Annotated in this window: 22 protein-coding genes and 1 riboswitch; of the genes, 16 read left to right on the forward strand and 6 right to left on the reverse strand. The window is 71.8% G+C overall.

Going from position 1 to position 24209, the window contains the following annotated elements; all coding sequences use genetic code 11:
- Positions 1-12: 12 nt before the first annotated feature.
- Positions 13-2283 (reverse strand): glycogen debranching protein GlgX, encoded by a 2271-nt coding sequence (gene glgX, locus ACIODU_RS08585; protein ID WP_401765443.1) that lies wholly within the window; start codon positions 2281-2283, stop codon positions 13-15.
- A gap of 150 nt (positions 2284-2433) precedes the next feature.
- On the opposite strand from glgX, the gene ACIODU_RS08590 reads away from it, so the two are divergent.
- From ACIODU_RS08590 to ACIODU_RS08640, 11 genes are all read left to right on the forward strand, one after another.
- A complete protein-coding gene (locus ACIODU_RS08590) occupies positions 2434-3657 on the forward strand; it encodes an Ig-like domain-containing protein (protein WP_401765446.1) in 1224 nt (407 codons plus the stop codon).
- 167 nt (positions 3658-3824) lie between these two features.
- Positions 3825-5114 (forward strand): Ig-like domain-containing protein, encoded by a 1290-nt coding sequence (locus ACIODU_RS08595; protein ID WP_401765894.1) that lies wholly within the window; start codon positions 3825-3827, stop codon positions 5112-5114.
- A 101-nt stretch (positions 5115-5215) separates the two neighbouring features.
- Complete coding sequence (locus ACIODU_RS08600; RefSeq protein ID WP_401765449.1) at positions 5216-5986, forward strand: enoyl-CoA hydratase/isomerase family protein; 771 nt, start codon at positions 5216-5218, stop codon at positions 5984-5986.
- A gap of 262 nt (positions 5987-6248) precedes the next feature.
- Positions 6249-6773: an ATP-binding protein gene (locus ACIODU_RS08605; protein ID WP_327234390.1), complete on the forward strand. Its 525-nt coding sequence runs from the start codon at positions 6249-6251 to the stop codon at positions 6771-6773.
- A 168-nt stretch (positions 6774-6941) separates the two neighbouring features.
- Entirely contained in the window at positions 6942-7580 is a 639-nt protein-coding gene (locus ACIODU_RS08610; protein ID WP_401765453.1) for an ADP-ribosyltransferase, read from the forward strand.
- Between the two features lie 114 nt (positions 7581-7694).
- Positions 7695-7910 carry an EF-hand domain-containing protein gene (locus ACIODU_RS08615; RefSeq protein WP_161309364.1) on the forward strand — a complete coding sequence of 72 codons (216 nt, stop codon included), beginning with the start codon at positions 7695-7697 and terminating at the stop codon, positions 7908-7910.
- Positions 7911-8093: 183 nt separating this feature from the next.
- Positions 8094-8906: an MIP/aquaporin family protein gene (locus ACIODU_RS08620; RefSeq protein WP_327234388.1), complete on the forward strand. Its 813-nt coding sequence runs from the start codon at positions 8094-8096 to the stop codon at positions 8904-8906.
- Between the two features lie 220 nt (positions 8907-9126).
- Positions 9127-10218, forward strand: a complete 1092-nt coding sequence (locus ACIODU_RS08625) for an Ig-like domain-containing protein (protein ID WP_401765456.1) — start codon at positions 9127-9129, stop codon at positions 10216-10218.
- A 134-nt stretch (positions 10219-10352) separates the two neighbouring features.
- Positions 10353-10775, forward strand: a complete 423-nt coding sequence (locus ACIODU_RS08630; RefSeq protein WP_401765459.1) for a hypothetical protein — start codon at positions 10353-10355, stop codon at positions 10773-10775.
- A gap of 66 nt (positions 10776-10841) precedes the next feature.
- The gene (locus tag ACIODU_RS08635; RefSeq protein ID WP_401765461.1) at positions 10842-11519 is read left to right on the forward strand and encodes a class F sortase; all 678 of its coding nucleotides are present in this window, start codon (positions 10842-10844) and stop codon (positions 11517-11519) included.
- Positions 11520-11657: 138 nt separating this feature from the next.
- On the forward strand, positions 11658-12440 hold the full coding sequence (locus ACIODU_RS08640) for an SAM-dependent methyltransferase (protein ID WP_401765464.1): 783 nt from the start codon (positions 11658-11660) through the stop codon (positions 12438-12440).
- 34 nt (positions 12441-12474) lie between these two features.
- Here the strand turns inward: ACIODU_RS08640 and ACIODU_RS08645 are convergent, their stop codons facing one another.
- Positions 12475-13647, reverse strand: coding sequence for a PP2C family protein-serine/threonine phosphatase (locus ACIODU_RS08645; protein WP_401765467.1), 1173 nt, complete (start codon positions 13645-13647; stop codon positions 12475-12477).
- A 226-nt stretch (positions 13648-13873) separates the two neighbouring features.
- On the opposite strand from ACIODU_RS08645, the gene ACIODU_RS08650 reads away from it, so the two are divergent.
- Positions 13874-14971 carry a hypothetical protein gene (locus ACIODU_RS08650; protein ID WP_401765469.1) on the forward strand — a complete coding sequence of 366 codons (1098 nt, stop codon included), beginning with the start codon at positions 13874-13876 and terminating at the stop codon, positions 14969-14971.
- Positions 14972-15050: 79 nt separating this feature from the next.
- Here the strand turns inward: ACIODU_RS08650 and ACIODU_RS08655 are convergent, their stop codons facing one another.
- The 4 genes from ACIODU_RS08655 to gcvT all read right to left on the reverse strand — a co-directional run bounded on the left by ACIODU_RS08655 (position 15051) and on the right by gcvT (position 19613).
- On the reverse strand, positions 15051-16433 hold the full coding sequence (locus ACIODU_RS08655) for an L-serine ammonia-lyase (RefSeq protein ID WP_356431336.1): 1383 nt from the start codon (positions 16431-16433) through the stop codon (positions 15051-15053).
- Positions 16434-16625: 192 nt separating this feature from the next.
- Positions 16626-17894, reverse strand: a complete 1269-nt coding sequence (gene glyA, locus ACIODU_RS08660; protein WP_401765473.1) for a serine hydroxymethyltransferase — start codon at positions 17892-17894, stop codon at positions 16626-16628.
- 17 nt (positions 17895-17911) lie between these two features.
- A complete protein-coding gene (gene gcvH, locus ACIODU_RS08665; protein WP_356431333.1) occupies positions 17912-18289 on the reverse strand; it encodes a glycine cleavage system protein GcvH in 378 nt (125 codons plus the stop codon).
- Between the two features lie 187 nt (positions 18290-18476).
- A complete protein-coding gene (gene gcvT / locus ACIODU_RS08670) occupies positions 18477-19613 on the reverse strand; it encodes a glycine cleavage system aminomethyltransferase GcvT (RefSeq protein ID WP_401765477.1) in 1137 nt (378 codons plus the stop codon).
- A 170-nt stretch (positions 19614-19783) separates the two neighbouring features.
- Positions 19784-19882, reverse strand: a riboswitch (glycine riboswitch).
- Between the two features lie 194 nt (positions 19883-20076).
- On the opposite strand from gcvT, the gene ACIODU_RS08675 reads away from it, so the two are divergent.
- From ACIODU_RS08675 to ACIODU_RS08690, 4 genes are all read left to right on the forward strand, one after another.
- Entirely contained in the window at positions 20077-20814 is a 738-nt protein-coding gene (locus ACIODU_RS08675) for an AAA family ATPase (protein WP_401765480.1), read from the forward strand.
- Between the two features lie 166 nt (positions 20815-20980).
- Positions 20981-21715, forward strand: a complete 735-nt coding sequence (locus ACIODU_RS08680) for an enhanced serine sensitivity protein SseB (RefSeq protein ID WP_401765483.1) — start codon at positions 20981-20983, stop codon at positions 21713-21715.
- A gap of 156 nt (positions 21716-21871) precedes the next feature.
- Positions 21872-22657: an enhanced serine sensitivity protein SseB C-terminal domain-containing protein gene (locus tag ACIODU_RS08685; protein WP_401765486.1), complete on the forward strand. Its 786-nt coding sequence runs from the start codon at positions 21872-21874 to the stop codon at positions 22655-22657.
- Between the two features lie 505 nt (positions 22658-23162).
- A complete protein-coding gene (locus ACIODU_RS08690; protein WP_161309848.1) occupies positions 23163-24164 on the forward strand; it encodes an ABC transporter permease in 1002 nt (333 codons plus the stop codon).
- The last annotated feature ends 45 nt before the right edge of the window (positions 24165-24209 follow it).

Raw genomic sequence — 24209 nt, forward strand, 5'->3', positions numbered from 1 at the left:
CACTGACATCGCTCATGTGGTTTTCCCGACACCCGGCTCCGCCCGCACCCGGAACAGCAGCACCGACCTCCCCGGCAGCGTCACGCCCGCCCCGGCTTCGTGCACCGTGCCCGGTTCCTCGGTCTGCTCCTCCAGCGAGGTGTCCACGACCAGTTCGTACGCCTCCGCCCACGGCGGCCCCGGAAGGACGAACTCCACCGGCTCCGGGCCCGCGTGCAGGACCGTGAGGAAGCTGTCGTCCGTGATCTTCTCGCCCCGCGCGTCCCGCCCCGGGATGTCCCGCCCGGAGAGGAAGAGCCCGAGCGTCGAGGCCGGCGCGTACCAGTCGCCGTCCGTCATCTCCGTACCGCGCGGGGTGAACCACGCCAGGTCCGCCAGGCCGTCGGGCGCCTGCGGCCGGCCGGAGAAGAAGGCGCGGCGGCGCAGGACGGGATGCGCGTGGCGCAGCGCCAGCAGCCGGCGGGTCAGCCGGTACAGGCCGTGCGCGCCCGGCTGGTCCAGCAGCGACCAGTCGAGCCAGCTGACCGCGTTGTCCTGGCAGTAGGCGTTGTTGCTGCCCCCTTGGGTCCGGCCCATCTCGTCGCCCGCGACCAGCATCGGCACGCCCGTCGACACCAGCAGGGTGGTGAGCAGGTTGCGCAGCTGGCGCCGCCGGAGGGCGTTGACGGCCGGGTCGTCGCTCTCGCCCTCCACCCCGCAGTTCCAGGAGCGGTTGTCGTCCGTCCCGTCCCGGTTGTCCTCGCCGTTGGCCTCGTTCCGCTTCTGCTCGTACGACACCAGGTCGCGCAGCGTGAAGCCGTCGTGCGCGGTGATGAAGTTGACGGAGGCGTACGGCCGCCGGCCGCCCCACGCGTACAGGTCGCTGGACCCGGACAGCCGGTAGCCGAGATCCCGTACGTCGGGCAGCGCGCCGCGCCAGAAGTCCCGTACGGCGTCGCGGTACCGGTCGTTCCACTCCGTCCACAGCGGCGGGAAGGCCCCCACCTGGTAGCCGCCGCTGCCGACGTCCCACGGCTCCGCGATCAGCTTCACCCGGCGCAGCACCGGGTCCTGTGCGATGACCGCGAGGAACGGCGACAGCATGTCGACGTCGTGCATCGAGCGGGCCAGGGCCGCCGCCAGGTCGAAGCGGAAGCCGTCGACGCCCATCTCCGTGACCCAGTAGCGCAGCGAGTCGGTGATCAGGCGCAGCACCTGCGGCTGGACCACGTGGAGGGTGTTGCCGCAGCCGGTGTAGTCCGTGTAGGCGCGCGGGTCGGGCTGGAGGCGGTAGTAGCCGCGGTTGTCGATGCCCCGCAGGGAGAGGGTCGGGCCGTGCTCGCCGGCCTCGGCGGTGTGGTTGTAGACGACGTCGAGGATGACCTCGATGCCCGCCGCGTGCAGCGCGCGGACCATCGCCTTGAACTCCTCGACCTGCTGGCCCCGGGTGCCGCCCGCCGCGTAGCCCGCGTGCGGGGCGAAGTAGCCGATCGAGTTGTAGCCCCAGTAGTTGTGCAGCCCCCGGCGCAGGAGGTGGTCCTCGTGGGCGAACTGATGCACCGGCAGCAGCTCGACGGCGGTCACGCCGAGCCGCTGGAGGTGGTCGATCGCGGCGGGATGGGCGAGACCCGCGTACGTGCCGCGCAGCTCCTCCGGGATGCCGGGGTGCAGCTTGGTGAAGCCCTTCACGTGCAGTTCGTAGATGACGGAGTCGGCCCAGGGGGTCTTCGGGCGGCGGTCGTCGGCCCACTCGTCGTCGGGCGCGTCGTCGTGGACGACCACCCCCTTGGGGACGTACGGGGCGGAGTCGCGCTCGTCGCGGACGGTGTCGGCGACCTGCCGCTGCGGCCAGTCGCGCACATGGCCGTAGACCTCGGGCGGCAGCCGGAAGTCGCCGTCGACCGCGCGGGCGTACGGGTCCAGCAGCAGCTTCGCCGGGTTCCAGCGGGCGCCGGTCCAGGGGTCCCAGCGGCCGTGGACCCGGAAGCCGTACCGCTGGCCCGGGCGGACGCCGGGCACGAAGCCGTGCCAGATCTCGTGGGTCAGCTCGGTCAGCGGGAGCCGGGTCTCGATCGTCCCGGCGCCGCGCGGGCCGTCGTCGAAGAGGCACACCTCGACGGCCTCGGCGCCCCCGGCCCAGAGCGCGAAGTTGGTGCCCGCCACCCCGTCGGGCCCGACCCGGTAGCGCGCCCCGAGCGGGGTCGCGGCCCCGGGCCACACGTCCAGGCGGCGTATGCCGGTCTCCGCTCTCCCCCTCTCCCGCACCGATTCCCGCACTGCCTCCTGCTCGGCTGCGCTCGTCACCTCGACCGGCCTCCCGCGGCTCGTCGGCCCCGCGGATCGGTGCGCACGGCGTCCCGGCCGTGGCTCTCCTCGCGTGGTCCTTCCTTGTTCTTCCCTCATGAGACCCCGCCCTCACGTTTCCCCCGGAGGGGGGTGGTCGTTGGGCGGGGCGTGAGACACGTACTGAAGCGGGCAGGGACCGGCACGGCCGTCGCGCTGGCGGGAGCGGGACTGGTGGCGGCGGCCCTGGCCGGCCTCGTGGGATGCACCAGTGGCGGGAGCCTGCTCGAAGGGAAGTCGGGGGCCCCGGGCGACACGATCAGGATCACCCCGGAGGACGGCGCGACGTCCGTCCGGGTGTCCGGGCGGATCGAGGTGAGGGTGCCGGACGGCCGGATCGAGCGCGTCACGGTGGCGCGGGTCGAGGACGCGCAGCGCACCGAGCTGCCGGGCCGTATCTCCCCGGACGGCCGGACCTGGCGCCCGGGCGACGGCGCGCGGGTCGCGCCCTCGGCCAGGTACAGCGTGGACGCGGTCGCCGTGGACGGCGCGGGCCGGCGCTCCGCCCGGCACAGCACGTTCACGACGGCCGTGCCCAAGGACCGCTTCATCGGCTACTTCTCGCCGGAGAACCGCTCCACCGTCGGCGCCGGGATGATCGTCTCGTTCGACTTCAACCGGGCGATCCGGAACCGCGCGGCCGTCGAGCGGGCCATCGAGGTCACCGCCGACCCGCCGGTGGAGGTCGTCGGCCACTGGTTCGGCGACGAGCGGCTCGACTTCCGGCCGCGGGAGTACTGGGCCCCGGGCACCGAGGTCACCGTCGCGGTGCGGCTGCGGGACGTCGAGGGCGCGCCAGGGGTCCTCGGCATCCAGGAGCGGACGACCGGCTTCACCGTGGGCCGCTCGCAGATCTCCCTCGTGGACGCGGAGGAACACACCATGGAGGTACGGCGCGACGGCGAGCTGATCTCGACCCTGCCGATCACGGCGGGCGCCGCCAAGACCCCCACGTACAACGGGAAGATGGTCGTCACAGAGCTGCACGACGTCACCCGCATGGACGGCAGGACGGTCGGCTTCGGCGGGGAGTACGACATCAAGGACGTGCCGCACGCGATCCGGTTGACGACCTCGGGGACCTTCCTGCACGGCAACTACTGGGCCGCGCCCGGCACGTTCGGCACCGCCAACGTCAGCCACGGGTGTGTCGGGCTGCGGGACGTGAAGGGCGGCGGCGAGGAGACGCCGGCCGGGTGGTTCTTCGACCGGACCCTGATCGGGGACGTCGTGGAGGTCGTCCACTCACGTGACCGGATCGTGGCTCCCGACAACGGACTCGGCGGCTGGAACATGGACTGGGCGGCGTGGAGGAAGGGCTCCGCACTCCGCTGACCTGCGCCCGCCGGGACCGACGGCCGGCACCCGTTGGAACGGAACGGTGACAATCGCGAGATCGTCCCCAGGCATGCGATGTGATTGTCTGACGCTGGGCGCGGGCAATCGGCGCGCGAGAGTGCGGGCCGTGGCGGGGCCAGGCCGTGCGAGGGGAGACGACCATGGTGAACGGCTTGCCGATATCGGGGACATCGGCGGGACCGGTCCGCGGGCCGCGGGGCCGCGGACACGACGGACGGCGGGGGCGCGGGAGGCGCGGACTGCTGGCGCTGGCGCTGGGAGGAGTGCTCCTGGTGGTCACCGCGTGCGGGGGCGGGGACGACGGCGCCGACCAGGGCGCCTCCGGTGGCAAGGGCGCCGGCAAGGGCGCGGCCTCGGTGAAGAACGCGGCGTCCGTCGCGGTCGTGACGGTCGCGCCGAAGGACGGCTCCAAGGCGGTCGCGACCACGGGGGTCCTCAAAGTCTCCGCCGACCAGGGCACGTTGACCTCGGTCACCGTCAAGGACGACAAGGGCAACGAGGTCGAGGGGAAGCTGACCCCCGACGGCGCGGACTGGGAACCGACCCAGCACCTCGCCGGCTCGACCAAGTACAAGGTGCACGCGATAGCCAAGGACGCCGACGGCCGGGAGTCCGCCAAGGACACCACCTTCACGACGCTCGTGCCGCAGAACACCTTCATCGGCCAGTACACGCCGGAGAACGGTTCGACCGTCGGCGTCGGCATGCCGGTCTCCATCAACTTCTCCCGGGGCATCACCGAGCCCGACGCCGTCGAGAAGGCCATCACGGTGACGGCGGAGCCGTCCGTACCCGTCGAGGGCCACTGGTTCGGCAACGACCGGCTGGACTTCCGGCCCGAGAAGTACTGGGCCGCGGGCACGAAGGTGACGGTCAGGCTCAACCTCGACGGGGTCGAGGGGCGCCCGGGCGTCTACGGCGAGCAGGCCAAGTCGTTCTCGTTCACCATCGGCCGCAGCCAGGTCTCGACGGTCGACGCGCGCGCCCACACGATGAAGGTCGTGCGGGACGGCAAGCAGATCAAGAACATCCCGATCACCGCGGGCGCGCCGTCGACCACCACGTACAACGGCCAGATGGTGATGAGTGAGAAGTACGAGGTCACGCGGATGAACGGCGCGACCGTCGGCTTCGGCGGGGAGTACGACATCAAGGACGTGCCGCACGCGATCCGGCTGTCCACCTCGGGCACCTTCGTGCACGGCAACTACTGGGCGTCCTCGGGGACGTTCGGCTCCGCCAACGTCAGCCACGGCTGCGTGGGGCTGCGGGACGTCAGGGGCGGCGGCAAGAACGGCACCCCCTCCGCCTGGTTCTTCGAGCAGTCGATCATCGGCGACGTGGTGATCGTCAAGAACTCGAAGGACAAGCAGATCGCCCCGGACAACGGCCTCAACGGCTGGAACATGTCCTGGGCGGAGTGGACGAAGTAGCTCCCCTCGTACGTACCGCCGCTCCTTGAACGGCCGGGCCCGGCGCACTGTGACCAAGTGCACCGGGCCCGCTGGCGTTAATCTTCGTTAACCTGCCACCCATGGCTACCGTGAACCTCGAAGTCTCCGACGGCGTCGGCACGATCCGGCTCGACCGTCCCCCGATGAACGCGCTGAACGCCTCGATCCAGGACCGGCTGCGCGAGCTGGCCGAGGAGGCCGGCCGGCGCGAGGACGTACGGGCCGTGATCCTGTACGGCGGCGAGAAGGTCTTCGCGGCCGGCGCCGACATCAAGGAGATGCGGGACATGGACCACGCGGCCATGGTCCTGCGCTCCCGGGCGCTCCAGGAGGCGTTCACCGCCGTCGCCCGCATCCCCAAGCCCGTCGTCGCGGCCGTCACCGGCTACGCGCTCGGCGGGGGCTGCGAGCTGACGCTCTGCGCGGACTACCGGATCGCCGCCGACAACGCGAAGCTGGGCCAGCCCGAGATCCTGCTGGGGCTGATCCCGGGCGCCGGCGGCACCCAGCGGCTCGCCCGGCTGATCGGCCCCTCCCGCGCCAAGGACCTCATCTTCACGGGCCGTCAGGTACGGGCCGACGAGGCGCTCGCGATCGGCCTGGTCGACCGGGTGGTCCCGGCGGCCGAGGTGTACGAGCAGGCGCGCGCGTGGGCCGCCGCGCTCGCCCAGGGGCCCGCGCTCGCGCTGCGGGCGGCCAAGGAGAGCGTGGACGCGGGGCTGGAGACGGACCTGGAGACGGGCCTCGCGATCGAACGCACCTGGTTCGCAAGCCTGTTCGCGACCGAGGACCGGGAGCGCGGCATGCGCTCGTTCGTGGAGGAGGGCCCCGGCAAGGCCCGCTTCCTCTGAGCTCCTCCGATCCGGTGCTCCCGGGCGCGCGGCTCCCCGTTTCGTCAACCGCGTGCACGGCTTATCCCAACCTTAAAAGAGCCTTAAGGAAAATGCCCCGATCGCTGTTGGTGATCATCTGAATGCGGGTTGTCATCCCAGGTCAGGGTGGCTGTCGGTGGACGTCTGATGCCTTAGGTATATGCCAGACGCCCTGCCTGGAATGACTCATTCCGGTGGGTTGAATCCCCGGGAACGCCCCCGGGGACGCCTCCGGGCAGCCATGATGGGAGACATGGCGGGCCTGGAGGGTGTGGAGCAGCCGCGGCAACGCGGCAGTGCGACCGCTGCGCGCTGGATTCCGGCCGCCGAGGACGAACAGGCCCTCAAAGCGCTGGAGTTGTACGGCAATCCGACGGACGGCGAGGTACGGCTCCCGTCCCGCCCGGAGTCCGCCTCGGCCGCCCGGAAGATCACCCACACGGTGGTCCTGCACCAGTGGGCCCTCTCCCCGCAGACGGCCGAGCAGGCGGTGCTGCTCGTCTCCGAACTCGTCGGCAACGCGGTGCGCCACACGGGCGCGCGGGTCTTCGGGTTACGCATGGTCCGTCGCCGAGGCTGGATCCGGATCGAGGTGCGCGACCCGTCGCGCGGACTGCCCTGTCTGATGCCGGTGCAGGAGATGGACACCAGCGGGCGGGGCCTCTTCCTGGTGGACAAGCTGTCCGACCGGTGGGGTGTGGACCTCCTTCCCCGGGGCAAGACGACCTGGTTCGAGATGCGCGTCGCCGACCGCCAGGTCCCCTGAGACCTTTCCCGGCACACGCCACACTGCGCACACCCCTTCTCCCTGGGCCACCCGGGTGACATCCCTTGGCCACAACTCGCCATTTGATGGCAGGAGTTCGCCGGAGACACGCCGCCGTACGGGTGACGGTCCCCCTACGGGCACCGTACGGGCGGAAGGGTGCTCCCCATGATCTCCACTCGTCTGCGGCGCCGGGCCGCCGCCCTCGCCCTGTCCGTCACCGCCGTACTGGTCCCCGCCTCGGTCACCGAGGCCGCGCCCGCCGCCCCCCGTACCACCACCGTCGCGCCCGCCGCGGCCCCCGCCGCGCTGGCCGCCCCCGCGTCCTGTCCCGTCCTCTACGACCCGCTCTTCGCCGCGGCGGACCGCCGGGTGGACCTGAGCCGGATCACCCCCGAGCCCGCGTGGCGCTCCGACTGCCGGCAGCTGTACCGCGCCGACGGCCGCGCGCCCGCGGTCATCTTCGAAGAGGGCTTCCACCCCAAGGCGCCGCTGGACGGGCAGTACGACATCGAGAAGTACGTCCTCGTCAACCAGAACTCCCCGTACGTCTCCACCACCTTCGACCACGACCTGTACAAGCAGTGGAAGAGCGGCTTCAACTACTACGTCGACGCCCCCGGCGGGATCGACGTCAACAAGACCATCGGGAACACCCACAAGTGGGCGTCCCAGGAAGAGGTCGCCTTCATCGGCGGCATCGCCCGCGAACACATCGTCGGCGCGTGCCCGGTGGACAAGAAGAGGAAGGTCGAGATCATGACGGAGTGCGTGGACAACCCGCACTACCGCCCCTGGCGCGGCTGACCGGGACGCGCCGCCCTCCCCGCCGCTCCCCGCCGCGCGGGCTGCCGCCGTTCGGGTGAGTGCGGGCGGATAATCTGGGTCCGTCAACACAGCATGAACGAAGGGGCGGACACAGTGGCGGACATCGACGACGCGCGTAAGGCATTCGACCGGTTCGACGCCGACGGCGACGGGCTCATCACGGCCGTGGAGTACAAGAGCGCGATGGCGCAGCTCGGGGACTTCCACGTCACCGAGACCGTGGCGCAGGCCGTCATCAACGCCCATGACGCCAACGGCGACGGCCTGCTGACCTTCGACGAGTTCTGGGCCGCCCGCAAGGGCGAGTGACCCCGCGTCGCACGTGAGGCCCGGCTCCGGCCGGGCCTCACGCGCGACCGGCCCCGGGTGACCTCTCCCGTCGCCCCGCGGGGGCCGACAGTCACTCATATGCATCCACCGCCCTGCCGACATGACCGTTTCATGCTTATTTGGTCATGACCGCGGCTCGGAACTAGGTGGAGGCAGGCGCTCATGGCAAAGGGATTGAGGAACACCCTCGTCGGGGAGATGGCCGCGGAGTTCGCCGGCACGTTCATCCTCATCATGTTCGGATGCGGCGTGGTGGCACAGGTGCAGGCGCCGAACCTCGGCGACCACGACAGCATCGCCTGGGCGTGGGGCTTCGGCGTCATGCTCGGTGTGTACGTGGCGGCCCGGGTCAGCGGGGCCCATCTCAACCCCGCGGTGACGCTGTCCCTCGCGGTCTTCCGCGGCTTCGCGTGGCGCAAGGTGGCGCCGTACGCCTTCGCCCAGACGCTGGGCGCGTTCTGTGCCGCGCTGCTGGTGCGCTGGAACTACACGGAGATCCTGGCGAAGTTCGACCCGGGTCACACGTTCAAGACCCAGACGGTCTTCTCCACCCTCCCCGGCAACGGGGTGCTGCCGGTCAGTGAGTACGGCGCGTTCCGCGACCAGGTCATCGGTACGGCGCTGCTGGTGATGGTCATCTTCGCCATCACCGACCTGCTGAACACGCCCCCCGGCGCCAACCTCGGCGCGCTGATCACGGGTCTGCTCGTGGTCGCCATCGGCATGGCGTGGGGCGCCGACGCCGGATACGCGATCAACCCGGCCCGTGACTTCGGCCCCCGCCTCGCGAGCTTCATCACCGGGTACGACACGGCCTGGCGGGACCAGTACGGCAACTTCTACTGGTGGATCCCGATCGTCGCCCCGCTCGTCGGCGGACTGGTCGGCGCCGCGTTCTACAAGTTCGTGATCTCCACGTTCCTGCCCGTCGCGCAGAAGCAGGAGCAGGGCCGGGCCCCGATCGCGGACGTCTGACCGACCGGATCCTTCCTGCGGCGGGTGCGGACCCTCACGGGTCCGCACCCGCCGTTTTGGCCGTTGCTTTACGTGCGCGTTGCAACCGCTTTGCCATGGTTCATGTCTCTATGGGTAAGGGGGCGGCAATGGGGGCGGATGTCGGGTCCCGGGACACATGACGTCCTGGGACACGTGACGGCATATGACGGCACATGACGGAGCGGAGTACGGAATGGGCATGCGCACGCGCAGGGGCATCGCCAAGGGCTTCGCCCGGGGCCGGGTCAAGAGCGGCGGCATAGGCGTCGCGCTGGCCACCACCGCGGTGCTGCTGGGGGCGACCGCCTGCGGGGCGAGCGCCTCGGCCTCGGGCGCCGCCACCGGCGCCGCCGCCTCGGGCGCCGGCGCGCGTACCGCCACCCATGCCACCCATGCCGCCCACGCCACTCACGTCACCCCCGGCGCCTCTGCGGTGAGTGCGAGCCCGGCGGCATCGGCGTCCCGGCCGGCCGGACCGCCGATGCTCCTGGACACGATCACCCCGCAGACCGGCACCACCGTCGGCGTGGCGATGCCGGTCTCGGTGACCTTCACCGACCCGGTCGCGCCGTCCGCCCGCGCCGGCATCGAGAAGCAGCTGAAACTGACCACGTCGGTCCCGGTCAACGGGGCCTGGCACTGGTTCGGCGACCAGCGGGTCGACTGGCGGCCCGCCTCGTACTGGCCCAGCGGTACGAAGGTGACCCTGGACGCCGAGCTGACCGGCGTCACCGACGGCCACGGCCGCTACGGCACCCACGCGTACCACCACAGCTTCACCATCGGCAGCGACACGGAGGCGACCGTCTCCGCCTCGGGCCACACGATGAAGGTGACGCGCGACGGCAGGACCGTCCGTACGCTCCCCATCGACGCGGGCAGCAAGGACTGGCCCTCCTGGGACGGCACGATGGCGGTGATGGGCAAGGCCAAGACGGTCCGTATGACGTCGTGCAGCGTGCACATCACCTGCGACAAGAAGGACCCCGACTTCTACGACCTGACACTGCCCTGGGACGTCCAGCTCACCGCCTCCGGCACCTATCTCCACTACTCCACCGGCGACCCCCAGCCCGGTCACAGCAGCGGCTCGCACGGGTGCGTGCACCTGTCGCTGGCCGACGCCAAGTGGTTCTACAACTTCGTCAAGCAGGGTGACCCGGTCACGATCACCGGCTCCCCGCGCGGGAACGCGGCGCCCGACAACGGCTTCGCCGACTTCAACCTGACCTGGACGCAGTGGCTGGCGCAGAGCGCGACCGGCGCGCACGTCTCGCCGGTCACGCTGTAGTGGCGCGCTGATGTGATGACCACAGCGCCCTGACAGGTTCCTCATCACTTCACGCCAGCCTGGGAGCGAGCCCGGGATCCCGGCCACCGGGGTCCCGGGCTCCACCGAGTTCCCGCTGGAATGGAGCCATTCCCATGAGTCACCGTCCCTCCGCGCGTTCCGCCGTGCTGGCCGCCGCGACGCTCTGCGCGGTCCTCGCGCCGTCCGCCGCCGCCTTCGCGTCGGACGCGCCCTCGGCCAAGCCCGAGCGGGCCGCCACCGGCGCGGCGCCGGCCCGTCCCACGCAGACCCCGCCGCAGGAGCCCACGAAGGCCGCCGAGCCCGCGCAGGAGGCCGCCCCGTCCCCCGTACCGGACAGGGGCCGCCCCTCCGCGGTGCCGGACGGGCGCCGTCCCTCCGCGGTGCCGCGCGGCGGTGTGGCGGCCGGTGAGCGGCCCGCGTCGGGCGGCGGCGACACGGCCGCGCTCGCCGGCTCGGCCGCCGGGCTCGCCCTGCTCGCGGGAGCGGCCGCGTACGTGATCCGCCGCCGTACCACCACCGCCCACCGCAGCAGCTGACCGACGTCCGAGGGGCCTCCGTCCGGCCGGGCGGAGGCCCCTCGGTGCACCGCCCAGGAGACCTCCATGCCCCGTTCGCAGCACGACCCGGAACAACACCCGCGCCGCCGCCCGGCGCGCGCCCGCCTCGCCCTCGCGCCGGCCGCCGTCCTGGCCGCCCTCGTCCTCCTCACCACCGGATGCTCGTCCGGCACCGAGATCGGGACCAAAACCGGTACCGGGGCCGCCGCCCCGGCCTCCCCGTCGGCCGGCTCCTCGCCCACGGACGGTCCCGGAGGTACGACCCCCTCCGCACCGCCCGCCGCCGACCCCGCCCGCGTCACCATCCCCTCCCTCGGCGTGGACAGCTCCCTGATGGCCCTCGGCCTCAACCGGGACGGCACCGTCGAGGTGCCCCCGGCGGACCGGGGCATGACGGCGGGCTGGTACACCGGCGGAGCCGTACCGGGCGAGCCGGGCGCCGCCGTGATCATCGGCCACAACAACACCCGCCTCGGCCGGGCCGTCTTCCACGACCTGAAGAAGATCCGCGAGGGCGCGGACATAGCCGTACGGAACACCCGCGGCGCGACCGCCCACTTCACCGTCACCGGCACCGAGACGGTCGGCAAGACGTCCTTCCCGACGCGGAAGGTCTACGGCCCCACCGACGCGCGGGCGCTGCGGCTGATCACCTGCGACGGCGCCTTCGACGCGCAGGGGCACCCGGTCGACAACCTCATCGTGTACGCGACCCTGACCTGAGGTTCTCCTCCCCAACCCGCCCCGGACGCGCGGGCGTTGGTGTGACAGGATGCGTCGGGGCGGTGGTGGTCCGCGGCGGGGGACAGGTCGGCACACGTCCCAGTCCCGTGGCCCGGCCAGACACCCTTGGAGCCCTTCATGACGCCCGGTACGCCGAAGTCCCAGGTCGACACGAGCAAGCCGCACCCGGCCCGCATCTACGACTACCTGCTCGGCGGCAAGGACAACTACCCCGTGGACCAGGCGCTCGCCGGCCAGCTGACCCCCGAGGCACAGGAGGGCGCCCGGCAGAACCGCGCCTTCATGCACCGGGCGGTCCGCTGGGTGGCCCGCAGCGGCATCGACCAGTTCCTGGACATCGGTACGGGCATCCCGACCGAGCCGAACCTCCACCAGGTCGTCCAGGAGGTCAACCCCGAGGCGCGGATCGTCTACACGGACAACGACCCCATCGTGCTGCGGCACGCCGAGGCCCTGCTGATCAGCACCCCCGAGGGCCTCACCGACTACATCGAGGCCGACGTCCGGCGCCCCGGGGAGATCCTCGACCACGCCCGCTCGCTGCTCGACTTCCGGCGCCCGGTGTCGCTGTCCCTCATCGCCCTCATGCACTTCGTGCCGGACGAGGACGACCCGTACGGCATCACCCGTACCCTGATCGAGGCCCTGGCGCCCGGCAGTGTTCTGGTGCTCTCCCACCTGACCGGGGACTTCCTCACCCCGGAGCAGAACCGGATCTCCGAGTACCGGTCCAGCGGCATCAACCTGCGCCCCCGTACCCGTGCGGAGGTGGAGCGGTTCTTCGACGGGCTCGACCTCGTCGAGCCGGGCCTGGTCACCCACTGGTACAAAGACACCCCCGCGCCGGCGGACAGCACGGGCACCGACCTGCTCTACTCCGGGATCGCCCGCGTCCGCTGAGCCCGGCCGGTCCGGCGGATCCACCGGCCCCCGGTCACCGTTCCGCGGTGTCCCCGGGGGCCGCGGGGGTCGCGGGGGCCGCGGTGACCAGGAGGACGGCGGCGTCATCGGCGAGCAGTTCCCCCTCGGAGTGCTGGACGAGGGCGCCGCGCAGGCGCTCCAGCAGTTCGTCGGGCGGCAGCCCGGCCAGCTCCCGCAGCGTGTCCGTCAGGGGGAAGAACACGCCCTGCCGGTCACGTGCCTCCGTTACCCCGTCCGTGCACAGCACGAGCACGCAGTCCGCCGTGATGGTCGAGTCGAGCGGGGTGCGCGGTACGCCGATCAGCGGGCCCAGGCCGAGCGGGAGACCGGGCTCGCTCATCGCGATCTCCGTCACCCGGCCGCCGGTCACGACGTAGTGGGGCACGTGCCCGCACACCACCGTCGTGGTCCGCCCGTCGGCCCCCGCCTGGATGACCGTGGCGGTGACGAAGCGTTCCATGTCGGCGCCGTCGACCGAGGCCGCCGCGTTGTAGCGCAGCAGGGCGCTCTCCATCTGCTCGGTCAGCCGCACGACGTCCGGCTGGTGGAAGGCGGCCTCCCGGTACGCGGTGAGCACGGCGTGCGCGGCTCCCAGCGCGGCGAGGCCGTGGCCCTGGACGTCGCCGATGAGGATCCGTACCCCGTACGGAGAATCCACCACCTCGTAGATGTCACCGCCGACGCGGGCGCCCTGCTGGGCGGCGAGGTAGAACCCGGTCGCCGTCATCGGCCCCGCGGCCAGCGGGAACGGCTGCAACAGGGTGTTCTGTACGGCGTTGGCCACCGCGCGGGTCTCCGCGAGGAGGTGCTCGCGCTGGATGCGGACCCGGGAGATCAGCAGGGTGGCGAGCACGAACAGCGCGGTGGTGACCAGCGACAGGGCTTCGAGGACGGGGCGGCCCAGCGGGTCGTTCACCGCCTCCGCGACGCTCACCGCCGCGACGGCCGCGGCGGAGATCAGCGCCTGGCGGCGGGTGCCGAGCAGGGCGGTGGCGAGCAGTCCCAGTCCTGACAGGCCGGCGAGCCGGATGTCGTTGCTGACGACCACGTCGGCGAGGAACAGCCCGACCGACAGGACGACCGACACCACACACGCCCACAGCCCCCAGGCCGGGGACGGTTCGTCCAGGTCGCGGATCTCGGCCGCCAGCCGCGCCCGCGCACGGCGGAACGGCTTCCACGTCACGAGGGGCACCGGGCCCGGATGTCCGCCGGCGGACAAAACGTATGGTCGCGCACCGGATCAGTGTCACCGACGGCACGGCGCGGGCGCCGAATGCCACGCCGTCCCGCCGGGCGGCGGTGCACGCCGCGGCCCCGTGACGCCCCCGGCGATTCCTGGCGCCGGGGCCGTTGTCAGTGGGCCGTGTGATGATCACGGATGTCGAACGGCCGAGACGGGGGAGCGCGTCGTGGGTGAGGGGTCCATACCGGACGAGGAGTGGGAGCGGTTCCTGCGCGAGGCGGCGGCCGGGGCGCCGGGCGCGCCCCGGGAACCGTCGGCGCGGGCGCGGATGGTGACGCGGCGTCTGAAGGAGCAGCCGGCTCCGCCGGAGGGCTGGCGGACCCACACCCCGGCCCGGCCGCGCGGGGGCGGGGGCAAGGGGTGGTACGCGTTCGGGCTCATGGCCGCGCTCGCCCTGCTGGTCGTGGCGCTGACGCCGGGCCGGCTGACCGGATGGTGGGGGAACGGCGACGCCGACGCCGTACCGCCGGCCGCCGAGACGGCCCGCCCGACCGCGCCGCCGCCGACGGAGGCGGCGGCCGGGCTCCCCACCGTCGACGAGCCGTTCAGGGGATCGCCCGCCCGGCTGTGGAGCGACGGGGCGACGGGGCTGGGGCTGCCCGCGGCGCGGGCGACCGGCTGGATGACGGAGGCGGAGGTCGCGCGGGCCCTCGACCGGAGCCGCGACTTCCTGATCGCGTCGAGCCTGGACCCGGGGGTCCTGCGCGGAGAGCGGCCGGCGAAGGCGATCGCGGCGGTCAACCCCCAGCAGCGGGACGTCCAGGACTTCCTGGAGACCGCGTTCACCGCGCCCACTCCGGAGAACGACCCCCTGCTGCTGTTCAGCCGGTTCGACGGCACGGAGGTGCGGCTCGCCGGTGACGTCGTGAAGACCCGGGGACGTATCACGTACCGGGAGGGCAAGCGCGGCGCGGTCGAGGTGAGCAGCGACGTCACGTACGTCTATCCGCTCGTCCGGGCCGCGTCCGGCAGCGACGAGGTCGCGCGCACGATCGTGCGCCGCGAGGTGGTGATGAGCTGGGACGATCCGGCGAAGGTGTTCATCGAGCCGGGCACGTTCTCGCTCGTCTCCTACAGGGTGGACTCCGCCAACGGCGGATGCTCCCCGTCCACCGGCTACTTCACCCCGGAGTTCAGCGCCGAACGCGCGGTCACGGACGAGGGCGAGGGCCCCGAGTCCGACCCGTACGACCGCAGCACCCCGATGGACACCCGTATGCGGGAGGCGGACGGCGTGGGGTGCGGTAGAGCCAGCCGGCTGTGAGTCGAGTTCGCCGTTCTTCGCGTGGCCGGCACAGGGGGCCGTGACACCACTCCTTCACCTCGGACCCGGCGGTCTCGCCCTAGCACTCGATGATGTTCACCGCGAGGCCGCCCCGCGCCGTTTCCTTGTACTTGACGGACATGTCGGCGCCCGTCTCCTTCATCGTCTTGATGACCTTGTCCAGGGAGACCTTATGGCTGCCGTCGCCGCGCAGGGCCATCTTCGCCGCCGTGACGGCCTTCACCGCCGCCATGCCGTTGCGTTCGATGCACGGGATCTGGACCAGGCCGCCGACCGGGTCGCAGGTCAGGCCCAGGTTGTGTTCCATGCCGATCTCGGCGGCGTTCTCGACCTGTTCGGGGCTGCCGCCCAGGACCTCGGCCAGGGCGCCCGCCGCCATCGAGCAGGCCGAGCCGACCTCGCCCTGGCAGCCGACCTCGGCGCCGGAGATGGACGCGTTCTCCTTGAAGAGCATGCCTATGGCGCCCGCGGCGAGGAGGAAGCGGACGACGCTCTCGTCCTTCTCCGCCGGGGTGGCGCCGCCGGCCGCGAAGTTCATGTAGTAGTGCAGGACCGCCGGGATGATGCCCGCCGCGCCGTTGGTGGGGGCGGTGACGACCCGGCCGCCGGCGGCGTTCTCCTCGTTCACGGCCATCGCGTACAGCGTGATCCACTCCATCGCGTGGGCCTGCGGGTCGCCGTCCGCGCGCAGCTGGCGCGCGGTGTTCGCGGCCCGTCTGCGGACCTTCAGGCCGCCGGGCAGGATGCCCTCGCGGGACATGCCGCGCGCGACGCACGCCTGCATGGCCCGCCAGATCTCCAGCAGCCCCGCCCGGATCTCGTCCTCCGTGCGCCAGGCCTTCTCGTTCTCCATCATCAGCGCGGAGATCGACAGGCCCGTCTCGCGGGCGAGCCGCAGCAGCTCGTCGCCGGTGCGGAAGGGGTGGGTGAGGACCGTGTCGTCCAGCTTGATGCGGTCCTCGCCGATCGCGTCGTCGTCCACGACGAAGCCGCCGCCCACCGAGTAGTACGTCTTCTCCAGGAGCAGGCCGCCGTCCGCGTCGTACGCGAGGACGGTCATGCCGTTCGCGTGGTACGGCAGGACCTCGCGGCGGTGCAGGACCAGGTCCTCGTCCACGTCGAAGGCGATCTCGTGCATGCCCAGGAGGTTGAGGCGCTTGCCCGTGCGGATACGTTCCGCCTCGGCGTCCGCGCGCTCCACGTCGACCGTACGGGGGGAGTGGCCCTCCAGGCCGAGGAGGACGGCCTTGGGGGTGCCGTGGCCGTGGCCGGTCGCGCCGAGGGAGCCGTACAGCTCCGCCCGTACCTTCGCGGTGTGGGCCAGGAGCCCCTCGTTCTTGAGCCGGCGGGCGAACATGCGCGCCGCGCGCATCGGGCCGACCGTGTGGGAGCTGGACGGGCCGATGCCGATCGAGAAGAGGTCGAAGACCGAGATGGCCACGGGAGGGACTCCTAGCTGGTGGGTAGACGCCGTTGTCTGCCGGGGTGGTGCAGAGGCCACGGGTGTACGGGGTGCGGGGCACCGCGCTCACGGTCCAGTGTGCGCGGTGCCTCACGAACGCGGGCCGTACGGAGAGCCGTACGGGCGATGACGTTCCGGTGTGGTGGCGGAGGCCCGGGTGGGGCCCGGTGCCTACAGGCCGGGGTAGAGCGGGTGCTTCTCGGCCAGCGCGGTGACCCGCGCCGCCAGCGCCTCACGGTCGAAGTCGGGCTTGAGGGCGGCGGCGATGATCTCCGCGACCTCGGCGAAGTCCTCGGTGGTGAAACCCCGGGTGGCGAGCGCCGGAGTGCCGATCCGCAGGCCCGAGGTGACCATCGGGGGGCGCGGGTCGTTCGGGACGGCGTTGCGGTTGACCGTAATGCCGATGCCGTGGAGGCGGTCCTCGGCCTGCTGGCCGTCCAGCTCCGAGTTCCGCAGGTCGACAAGGACCAGGTGCACGTCCGTACCGCCGGACAGGACGGAGACACCGTGCTCGGTGACGTCGGCCCGCACCAGGCGCTCCGCGAGGATCCGGGCGCCGTCCAGGGTGCGCCGCTGGCGCTCCTTGAACTCGTCCGAGGCCGCCACCTTGAAGGAGACCGCCTTGCCCGCGATGACGTGCTCCAGCGGGCCGCCCTGCTGGCCCGGGAAGACCGCGGAGTTGATCTTCTTCGCCAGCTCCTGGGTGGAGAGGATCACTCCGCCGCGCGGGCCGCCGAGGGTCTTGTGCGTGGTGGTGGTGACGACGTGGGCGTGCGGCACCGGGTTCGGGTGCAGGCCCGCGGCGACCAGGCCGGCGAAGTGCGCCATGTCGACCATCAGGTACGCGCCGACCTCGTCCGCGATGCGGCGGAAGGCCGCGAAGTCCAGCTGGCGGGGGTACGCGGACCAGCCGGCCACGATCAGCTTCGGCCGCGACTCCTTGGCGAGGCGCTCGACCTCGGCCATGTCGACCTGACCGGTCTCGGTGTCGACGTGGTACGCGACGACGTTGTAGAGCTTGCCCGAGAAGTTGATCTTCATGCCGTGGGTCAGGTGCCCGCCGTGGGCGAGGTTGAGACCCATGATCGTGTCGCCGGGGGAGAGCAGCGCGAACATCGCCGCCGCGTTCGCCTGCGCGCCGGAGTGCGGCTGCACGTTGGCGTGCTCGGCCCCGAACAGCTCCTTCACACGGTCGATCGCGATCTGCTCGATCACGTCGACGTGCTCGCAGCCGCCGTAGTAGCGGCGGCCGGGGTAGCCCTCGGCGTACTTGTTGGTCAGGACGGAGCCCTGGGCCTCCATGACCGCGACCGGAGCGAAGTTCTCCGAGGCGATCATTTCGAGCGTGGACTGCTGACGGTGGAGTTCGGCGTCGACGGCGGCGGCGACGTCCGGGTCGAGCTCGTGGAGCGGGGTGTTCAGAAGCGACTTCGAAGACATCACAGTCCCTGGGGTGTCTAGTTGCCGGAAAATTCCGTGTACTCGTCGGCGGTGAGCAGGTCGGCCGGCTCCTCCGCGACGCGCACCTTGAACAGCCAGCCACCCTCGAAGGGGGCCGAGTTCACCAGCGAGGGGTCGTCCACGACGTCCTGGTTGGTCTCGGTGACCTCGCCGCTCACCGGCGAGTACAGATCGCTGACCGACTTCGTCGACTCCAGCTCACCGCAGGTCTCACCGGCGGTGACCGCGGCACCGACGCCGGGGAGCTCGACGTACACGACGTCACCGAGGGCATTGGCCGCGAACTCGGTGATGCCGACGGTCGACACCCCGTCCTCGGCGGCCGTCAGCCACTCGTGCTCCTTGCTGTAACGCAGCTGCTGGGGGTTGCTCATGGGCTGAATTCTCCTGTACGAGGGGGAGTGGTCGGGACGGGCGTCTTGAGGATCGAGACGCGCGGGGAGGGATCGGGGCCAGGGCCGGACCGGACCGGTCGTCAGGGCCGGGCCGTGGCGTCGCGGGACTGTTGGGGCTGTCGGGACTGTCGGTACCGCAGGGACTGTGACGTCCGAGACGTCCGTATCACTTCCGGCGCTTGTAGAACGGGAGCGCCACGACCTCGTACGCCTCGTGGGACCCGCGGATGTCGACCCCGACCCCCGCCGTCCCCGGCTCGGCGTGCGAGGCGTCCACGTACGCGATGGCGATCGGCTTCCCCAGCGTGGGGGAGGGGGCGCCCGAGGTGACCTCGCCGACGGTCTCCCCACCCGCGACCACGGCGTACCCGGCGCGGGGGACGCGGCGGCCCTCGGCGACCAGGCCGACCAGCTTGCGCGGCGGGGCGGCGGCGGCGCGCTCGGCGGCGGCCTCCAGGGCCTTGCGCCCGACGAAGTCGCCTCCGTTGGAGGTCTTGTCGAACTTGACGACCCGGCCCAGGCCCGCGTCGAAGGGGGTGAGGGCCGTGGACAGCTCGTTGCCGTACAGCGGCATGCCCGCCTCCAGGCGGAGGGTGTCCCGGCAGGACAGCCCGCAGGGCACCAGGCCGACCGGGGCGCCGGCCTCGGTCAGGGCCCGCCAGAGCGTCTCCGCGTGCGCGGGCCCGACGAACAGTTCAAAGCCGTCCTCGCCGGTGTAGCCGGTACGGGCGATGAGCGCGGGCACGCCCGCGACCGTGCCGGGCAGGCCCGCGTAGTACTTCAGGCCGTCCAGGTCGGCGTCCGTGAGCGACCGCAGGATGCCGGGGGACTCCGGGCCCTGGACCGCGAGCAGCGCGTACGCGTCCCGGTCGTCCCGTACCTCCGCGTCGAAGCCCGCCGCGCGGGTGGTCAGCGCGTCCAGGACCGTCTGCGCGTTCGAGGCGTTGGCGACGATCATGTACTCGTCCTCGCCGAGGCGGTAGACGATCAGGTCGTCGAGGATCCCGCCGTCCTCCTGGCAGATCATCGTGTACCGGGCACGGCCGACGGCGACCGCGCCGATGTTGCCCACCAGCGCGTGGTCCAGCAGCTGGGCCGCCTGCGGGCCCGTGACGGTGATCTCGCCCATGTGCGACAGGTCGAACAGACCCGCCTTGGTGCGGACCGCGAGGTGTTCGTCGCGCTCGCTCCCGTACCGCAGGGGCATGTCCCAGCCCGCGAAGTCGGTCATGGTCGCGCCCAGCGCGCGGTGCACCGCGTCGAGGGCGGTGCGGCGGGGGGTGCTGCTCGGGGCAGAGTTCATGGTGGTGACTCCCAGGGCATGACGACGAGGACGGTCCTCCCCATCTGTCATCGGAACCTGAGAGGTTCACCACGACCGCACGGAACCACGGACGACTCTCCGTACGTGCTCACGGTCGTGACTTGCACCTTGGGTGGGACCGCGACGGGCGGCCCGCTTTTCAGATCTGCCTCATCCACGCGGTACGGGGCCTGAGAGATTCAAGGGGAGAACTTGCTCCTTCGGCGCCCGGCGCACACGGTGAGCCGGGACTCTCCCGCGCGGATTCAAACGGCCTGTATGCAGTTGGCGCCGTCATCATCGCACGCATCGCGGGCGCGTGGGGGAGAGAGTCCCCGAACATGGCGACTGCCCGCCACGCCCCGTGAAAGGCTTGCGCGGCATTACCAATTCTTTACACTTTATGGGCAAGGGTCTGGCAGGGGTCAAGGGCCAGGGTGTCCGACCTGACGGGGGGACGGCGATGACGTCGCAGGGATCCGGTGCGTATGTGACGGCGACAGGGGTGGCGGCGACGGGCGTGGCGACGGGCGTGGCGCCGGGGGTGGCGGGCGCAGCGGCGTCCGGAATGCCCGTCCAGTCCGGTGTGACGGCCGCCCGGGACGTGCCCGCGCGCTCCGCGCCGGTGGTCCGCGACCTGCGCGGCCGCGACGGCAGGGTGCCGGGCACCCTCTACTTCGCGGCGGGGGACGTCGTGGTCGTCTCGGGACTGCCGGGCAGCGGCAAGTCCACGTTGATACGGAGGGCGGCCGCCGGCGGCGTCGACTCGCAGGACACCAGGGACCGCTGGGCGCGCCGGCTGCCCCGCCCCGTGCCGTACGCCGTCTACCGCCCGCTGGTCCGCGTCGCCCACTACGCCGCGCTGTGGCGCGCGCTGCGCTCCGGCGAGAGCGTGGTCGTGCACGACTGCGGTACGCAGACCTGGGTACGGCGCTGGCTCGCCCGCGACGCCCGGGTGCGGGGCCGCCGCCTCCACCTGGTCCTGCTGGACGTCACGCCCGGGGTGGCCCGCGCGGGCCAGCGCGAGCGCGGCCGGGGCGTCTCGGGGTACGCGTTCGCCCGCCACCGGCGCGCGGTCCGCCGCCTCGTCAAGGACGCCGAGTCGGGCCGCCTCCCGGCGGGCTGCGCCTCGGCGACCCTGCTGGACAGGCCGGCGGCCACCACCCTGTCCGCCATCACGTTCACGGGCGGGACGCCCTGAGGCGCTCCGGGCGGCCCGCCCCGGCGCGTGCTCCGGGCGGCCCGCCCCGGCGCGTGCTCCGGGCGGCCCGCCCTGACGCGCTCCGGGCGGTACGCCCGGGATGCGCCGTGACGACAGGCCTTAGGGTGCTGCGGCAGGCAAGCAGGTGAGTGGAGGGGTGGAGCGCGTGGACACAGCATGGCCCGGCAACGAGCTCGAAGAGGTGCTCGCGGCCTCGCTCGGGAACGACGCCGCGGGCGGACGGCTCGTGGAGGTGCTCGGGCGCAGCCAGGTCTGGGTGCCGCTGCCCCAGGGCGGCGGCCCCGACAGCCAGAGCCTCGATCTCCCCACGATGGAGATCGAAGGCGCCCCGTACGTCCCGGTGTTCAGCTCCGAGCAGCAGTTCATGGGATGCGTCGGCGCCCACATGCCCTTCACCGTGGCCCCCGCGCGCGAGTTCGCGCGCGGGCTGCCCCCGCAGCTCGGGATCGTCGTGAACCCCGGCGGCGCGGTCGGCATGCCGCTGCCGCCGCTCGCCGTCGCCGAGCTGTGCCGGGTGGGCCGCACCCCGCTCGACGGCCCCGCCACCGGCGGCCGCGTCCGGCTCTTCCAGCCGGACTGGCAGGAGGACCCGGTCGACTTCCTCGCCGCCGCCTCCGCCGAGTTCGAGGCGTCCGGGGTCGTGGTCACCGCCCGCCGCGCCCTCGCCAGCGTCGAGGGCGAGCCGCCCGTGCTCTTCGTGGGTGTCCAGCTCGCCTCCTGGGAGGCCGCGGACCGCAACGTGCCGATGGACGCGCTCGGCCGTGCGCTGGGCCGGGTCCAGGTGCCCTGGCCGGTCAACCTCGTCCTCCTGGACATGACACAGGACCCGGTCGGCGCGTGGATGCTGGCGCGCGTGCGTCCGTTCTACCAGCGCGGATAGAAGAGAGCCTGGCGTGCGACCGGGGGCGCCCGGGGACGCGCGGCCACGCGGTCGGGGCACTGTCGGCGGCGGCGCCTAAGCTGGTTTCATGACGGGCCGCGCCGCGTTGCGGGGGGAGACGGTCGAATGGTGGATCGAAGAGGGGCGGGACCCAGGGTGAGCGCGTCAGGTACCGCGGCGGCCGGCCGGGCCGAGCGGCTGCTCCGCCAGGTGACGCCAGGACGCTACGACGCGTACGAAGCGCTGCTCCAGGCCCTGGCCGAGGACCGGGTCTGGATGCTCCTCTGGCAGGGCCGCGCGGGCTCGCCCGACGCCCAGTACGGCAACATGCAGGTGGAGGGCCTCGGTTACGCGCCCTGTGTGACCTCCGCCCAGGAGCTGGCGGCGAGCGGCTGGACCCGTACGCACGAAGTGGTCACGGGCCGCGACATCGCCCGTGTCCTGTATCCGGACCGCTGGGGGATCTGGCTCAATCCGCACACCCCCGGCGGCGGCGTCGGCATCCCCTGGCTCGACCTGCGCCGGATCGCCACCGGCCTCGACCGGATGCCCGCGGGACCGCTGCGGCTGTCCAAGCCGGCCGTCGAGATCCCGCAGTTCTACGCCCAGCTCACCCAGAACGCGCACCGCACCCCCGCGGTCCGGGCGCTGCGCCGCGCCTGGGTGCAGCCGGCGCTCGGGGCCCCGTACCTGGCCATCGGCCTGGACCTGTACGACACGAGCCCGGCCTCCGTGGACTCCGTCCGGACCATGATGCGGCAGTCGGTCGGCGCGGTCCCGGAGGGGCTGCCCGTCTCGACGGTGGCGATGTCCGACGAGTACGACCCGGTCACGATGTGGCTGCGGGCCAACACCCGGCCCTTCTACGACCGCGAGGCGCACGCGTCCCCGGCCCCGGCGACGGGGTACGGATATCCGCCACCCGCGTCGCGCGCCTACTGACCGTCCGGCGCCCGCCGAACGTCCGGCGCTCACGCAGCGTCGCGCGCTCACTGAGACGGAGCGTTCCGCACGGAGCGTGCACACTACATCCACCTGAGTCCGGCAAAGCGGATATAGCGGGCACCGGGTCGACTCGGACGCGCGTAGAGCCGCCCGGGTCGTGAGCTTGGGAGCGGAATGTCCGCTCTTCGCCGGAAGGTGGGGTATTGGCGCGCTTGATGGCCATATCGCCGTCAATGACAGTCGTCCGCCCATGGTTACCCGCAGTCCGGATAACGGAACACCTCTAACAGCATCACGGTTAGGCATCCATTCCCCTGGGGGGCTGGCGGGTGATCACAGCGGCAATGAAGACTCCCCGCATGCATGGCCTTTCGGGCCTGTGTGCGAGTAGCTCGGCCCGCGTGACGGAGTCAGACCACTGCTCGCGCTGCTTAAGGGAACGGGCCGCTACAGCGGCAAGTGCGGGCCGGTCACCGCCGGTTGAGAGAGGGTTTCTGCCACGATGACGGCACCATTGCACGAGCCGACCACCGAAACGGCCCCGAGCGCGACCGAAGAAGTCGCCGCCGTTGCGGGGAAGTCGGTCCAGGGGCGTTCCCTCAGCCGGATCGCCTGGGGGCGCCTGAAGCGGGACAAACTGGCTCTCGCCGGCGGCACCGTCGTGCTTCTGCTGATCCTGGTCGCGATCCTCGCGCCCCTGATCACCCACCTCGCGGGCCAGTCGCCGGACGACTACCACGAAGACCTGATCGACCCTCTCTTCTCGACCCCGACGGGATCCTTCGGCGGCATCAGCGGCGACCACTGGTTCGGCGTCGAGCCGGTCAACGGCCGCGACATCTTCGCCCGGATCGTCTACGGCGCCCAGGTCTCGCTGCTGGTCGGCTTCCTCTCCGCCCTCGTCGCGGTGGTCTTCGGCACGATCCTCGGCGTCCTCGCCGGCTACTTCGGCGGCTGGCTGGACTCGCTCATCAGCCGCGTGATGGACATGCTGCTCTCGTTCCCGCAGCTGCTCTTCATCATCGCGCTCGTCTCCGTCATGCCGAACGACATGCTCGGCCTGAGCGGCAGCGGTGTGCGGCTCCTCGTGATGATCCTGGTGATCGGCTTCTTCGGCTGGCCGTACGTCGGCCGTGTCGTCCGCGGCCAGACGCTCTCCCTGCGCGAGCGGGAGTACGTCGAGGCGGCCCGCAGCCTCGGCGCCGGGCAGACGTACATCCTGTTCAAGGAGCTGCTGCCCAACATCATCGCGCCGATCATCGTCTACACCACGATGATGATCCCCACGAACATCCTCACCGAGGCGGCCCTGAGCTTCCTGGGTGTAGGGGTGAAGCCCCCCACCGCTTCATGGGGGCAGATGCTCTCCTCCGCGGTGAGCTATTACGACTCGGATCCGATGTACATGATCATCCCGGGTCTGGCCATCTTCATCACCGTGCTCTCCTTCAACCTCTTCGGCGACGGCGTGCGTGACGCGCTCGACCCGAAGGGTTCGCGCTGAACTGCGGTACATCAAAGCCCGCCCGTCCATTCCACACGGGCAGTT

This window comes from Streptomyces sp. NPDC088261 (assembly GCF_044740805.1).
Taxonomy (GTDB): Bacteria; Actinomycetota; Actinomycetes; order Streptomycetales; family Streptomycetaceae; genus Streptomyces.

Coding starts and splice junctions, on each gene's coding strand:
- ACIODU_RS08630 (WP_401765459.1), top strand. CDS start 10,353: ATGAGTCACCGTCCCTCCGCGCGTTCCGCCGTGCTGGCCGCCGCGACG.
- ACIODU_RS08620 (WP_327234388.1), top strand. CDS start 8,094: ATGGCAAAGGGATTGAGGAACACCCTCGTCGGGGAGATGGCCGCGGAG.
- gcvH (WP_356431333.1), bottom strand. CDS start 18,289: ATGAGCAACCCCCAGCAGCTGCGTTACAGCAAGGAGCACGAGTGGCTG.
- ACIODU_RS08690 (WP_161309848.1), top strand. CDS start 23,163: ATGACGGCACCATTGCACGAGCCGACCACCGAAACGGCCCCGAGCGCG.
- ACIODU_RS08610 (WP_401765453.1), top strand. CDS start 6,942: ATGATCTCCACTCGTCTGCGGCGCCGGGCCGCCGCCCTCGCCCTGTCC.
- ACIODU_RS08625 (WP_401765456.1), top strand. CDS start 9,127: ATGCGCACGCGCAGGGGCATCGCCAAGGGCTTCGCCCGGGGCCGGGTC.
- ACIODU_RS08640 (WP_401765464.1), top strand. CDS start 11,658: ATGACGCCCGGTACGCCGAAGTCCCAGGTCGACACGAGCAAGCCGCAC.
- glyA (WP_401765473.1), bottom strand. CDS start 17,894: ATGTCTTCGAAGTCGCTTCTGAACACCCCGCTCCACGAGCTCGACCCG.
- ACIODU_RS08635 (WP_401765461.1), top strand. CDS start 10,842: ATGCCCCGTTCGCAGCACGACCCGGAACAACACCCGCGCCGCCGCCCG.
- ACIODU_RS08600 (WP_401765449.1), top strand. CDS start 5,216: ATGGCTACCGTGAACCTCGAAGTCTCCGACGGCGTCGGCACGATCCGG.
- ACIODU_RS08605 (WP_327234390.1), top strand. CDS start 6,249: ATGATGGGAGACATGGCGGGCCTGGAGGGTGTGGAGCAGCCGCGGCAA.
- gcvT (WP_401765477.1), bottom strand. CDS start 19,613: ATGAACTCTGCCCCGAGCAGCACCCCCCGCCGCACCGCCCTCGACGCG.
- ACIODU_RS08675 (WP_401765480.1), top strand. CDS start 20,077: ATGACGTCGCAGGGATCCGGTGCGTATGTGACGGCGACAGGGGTGGCG.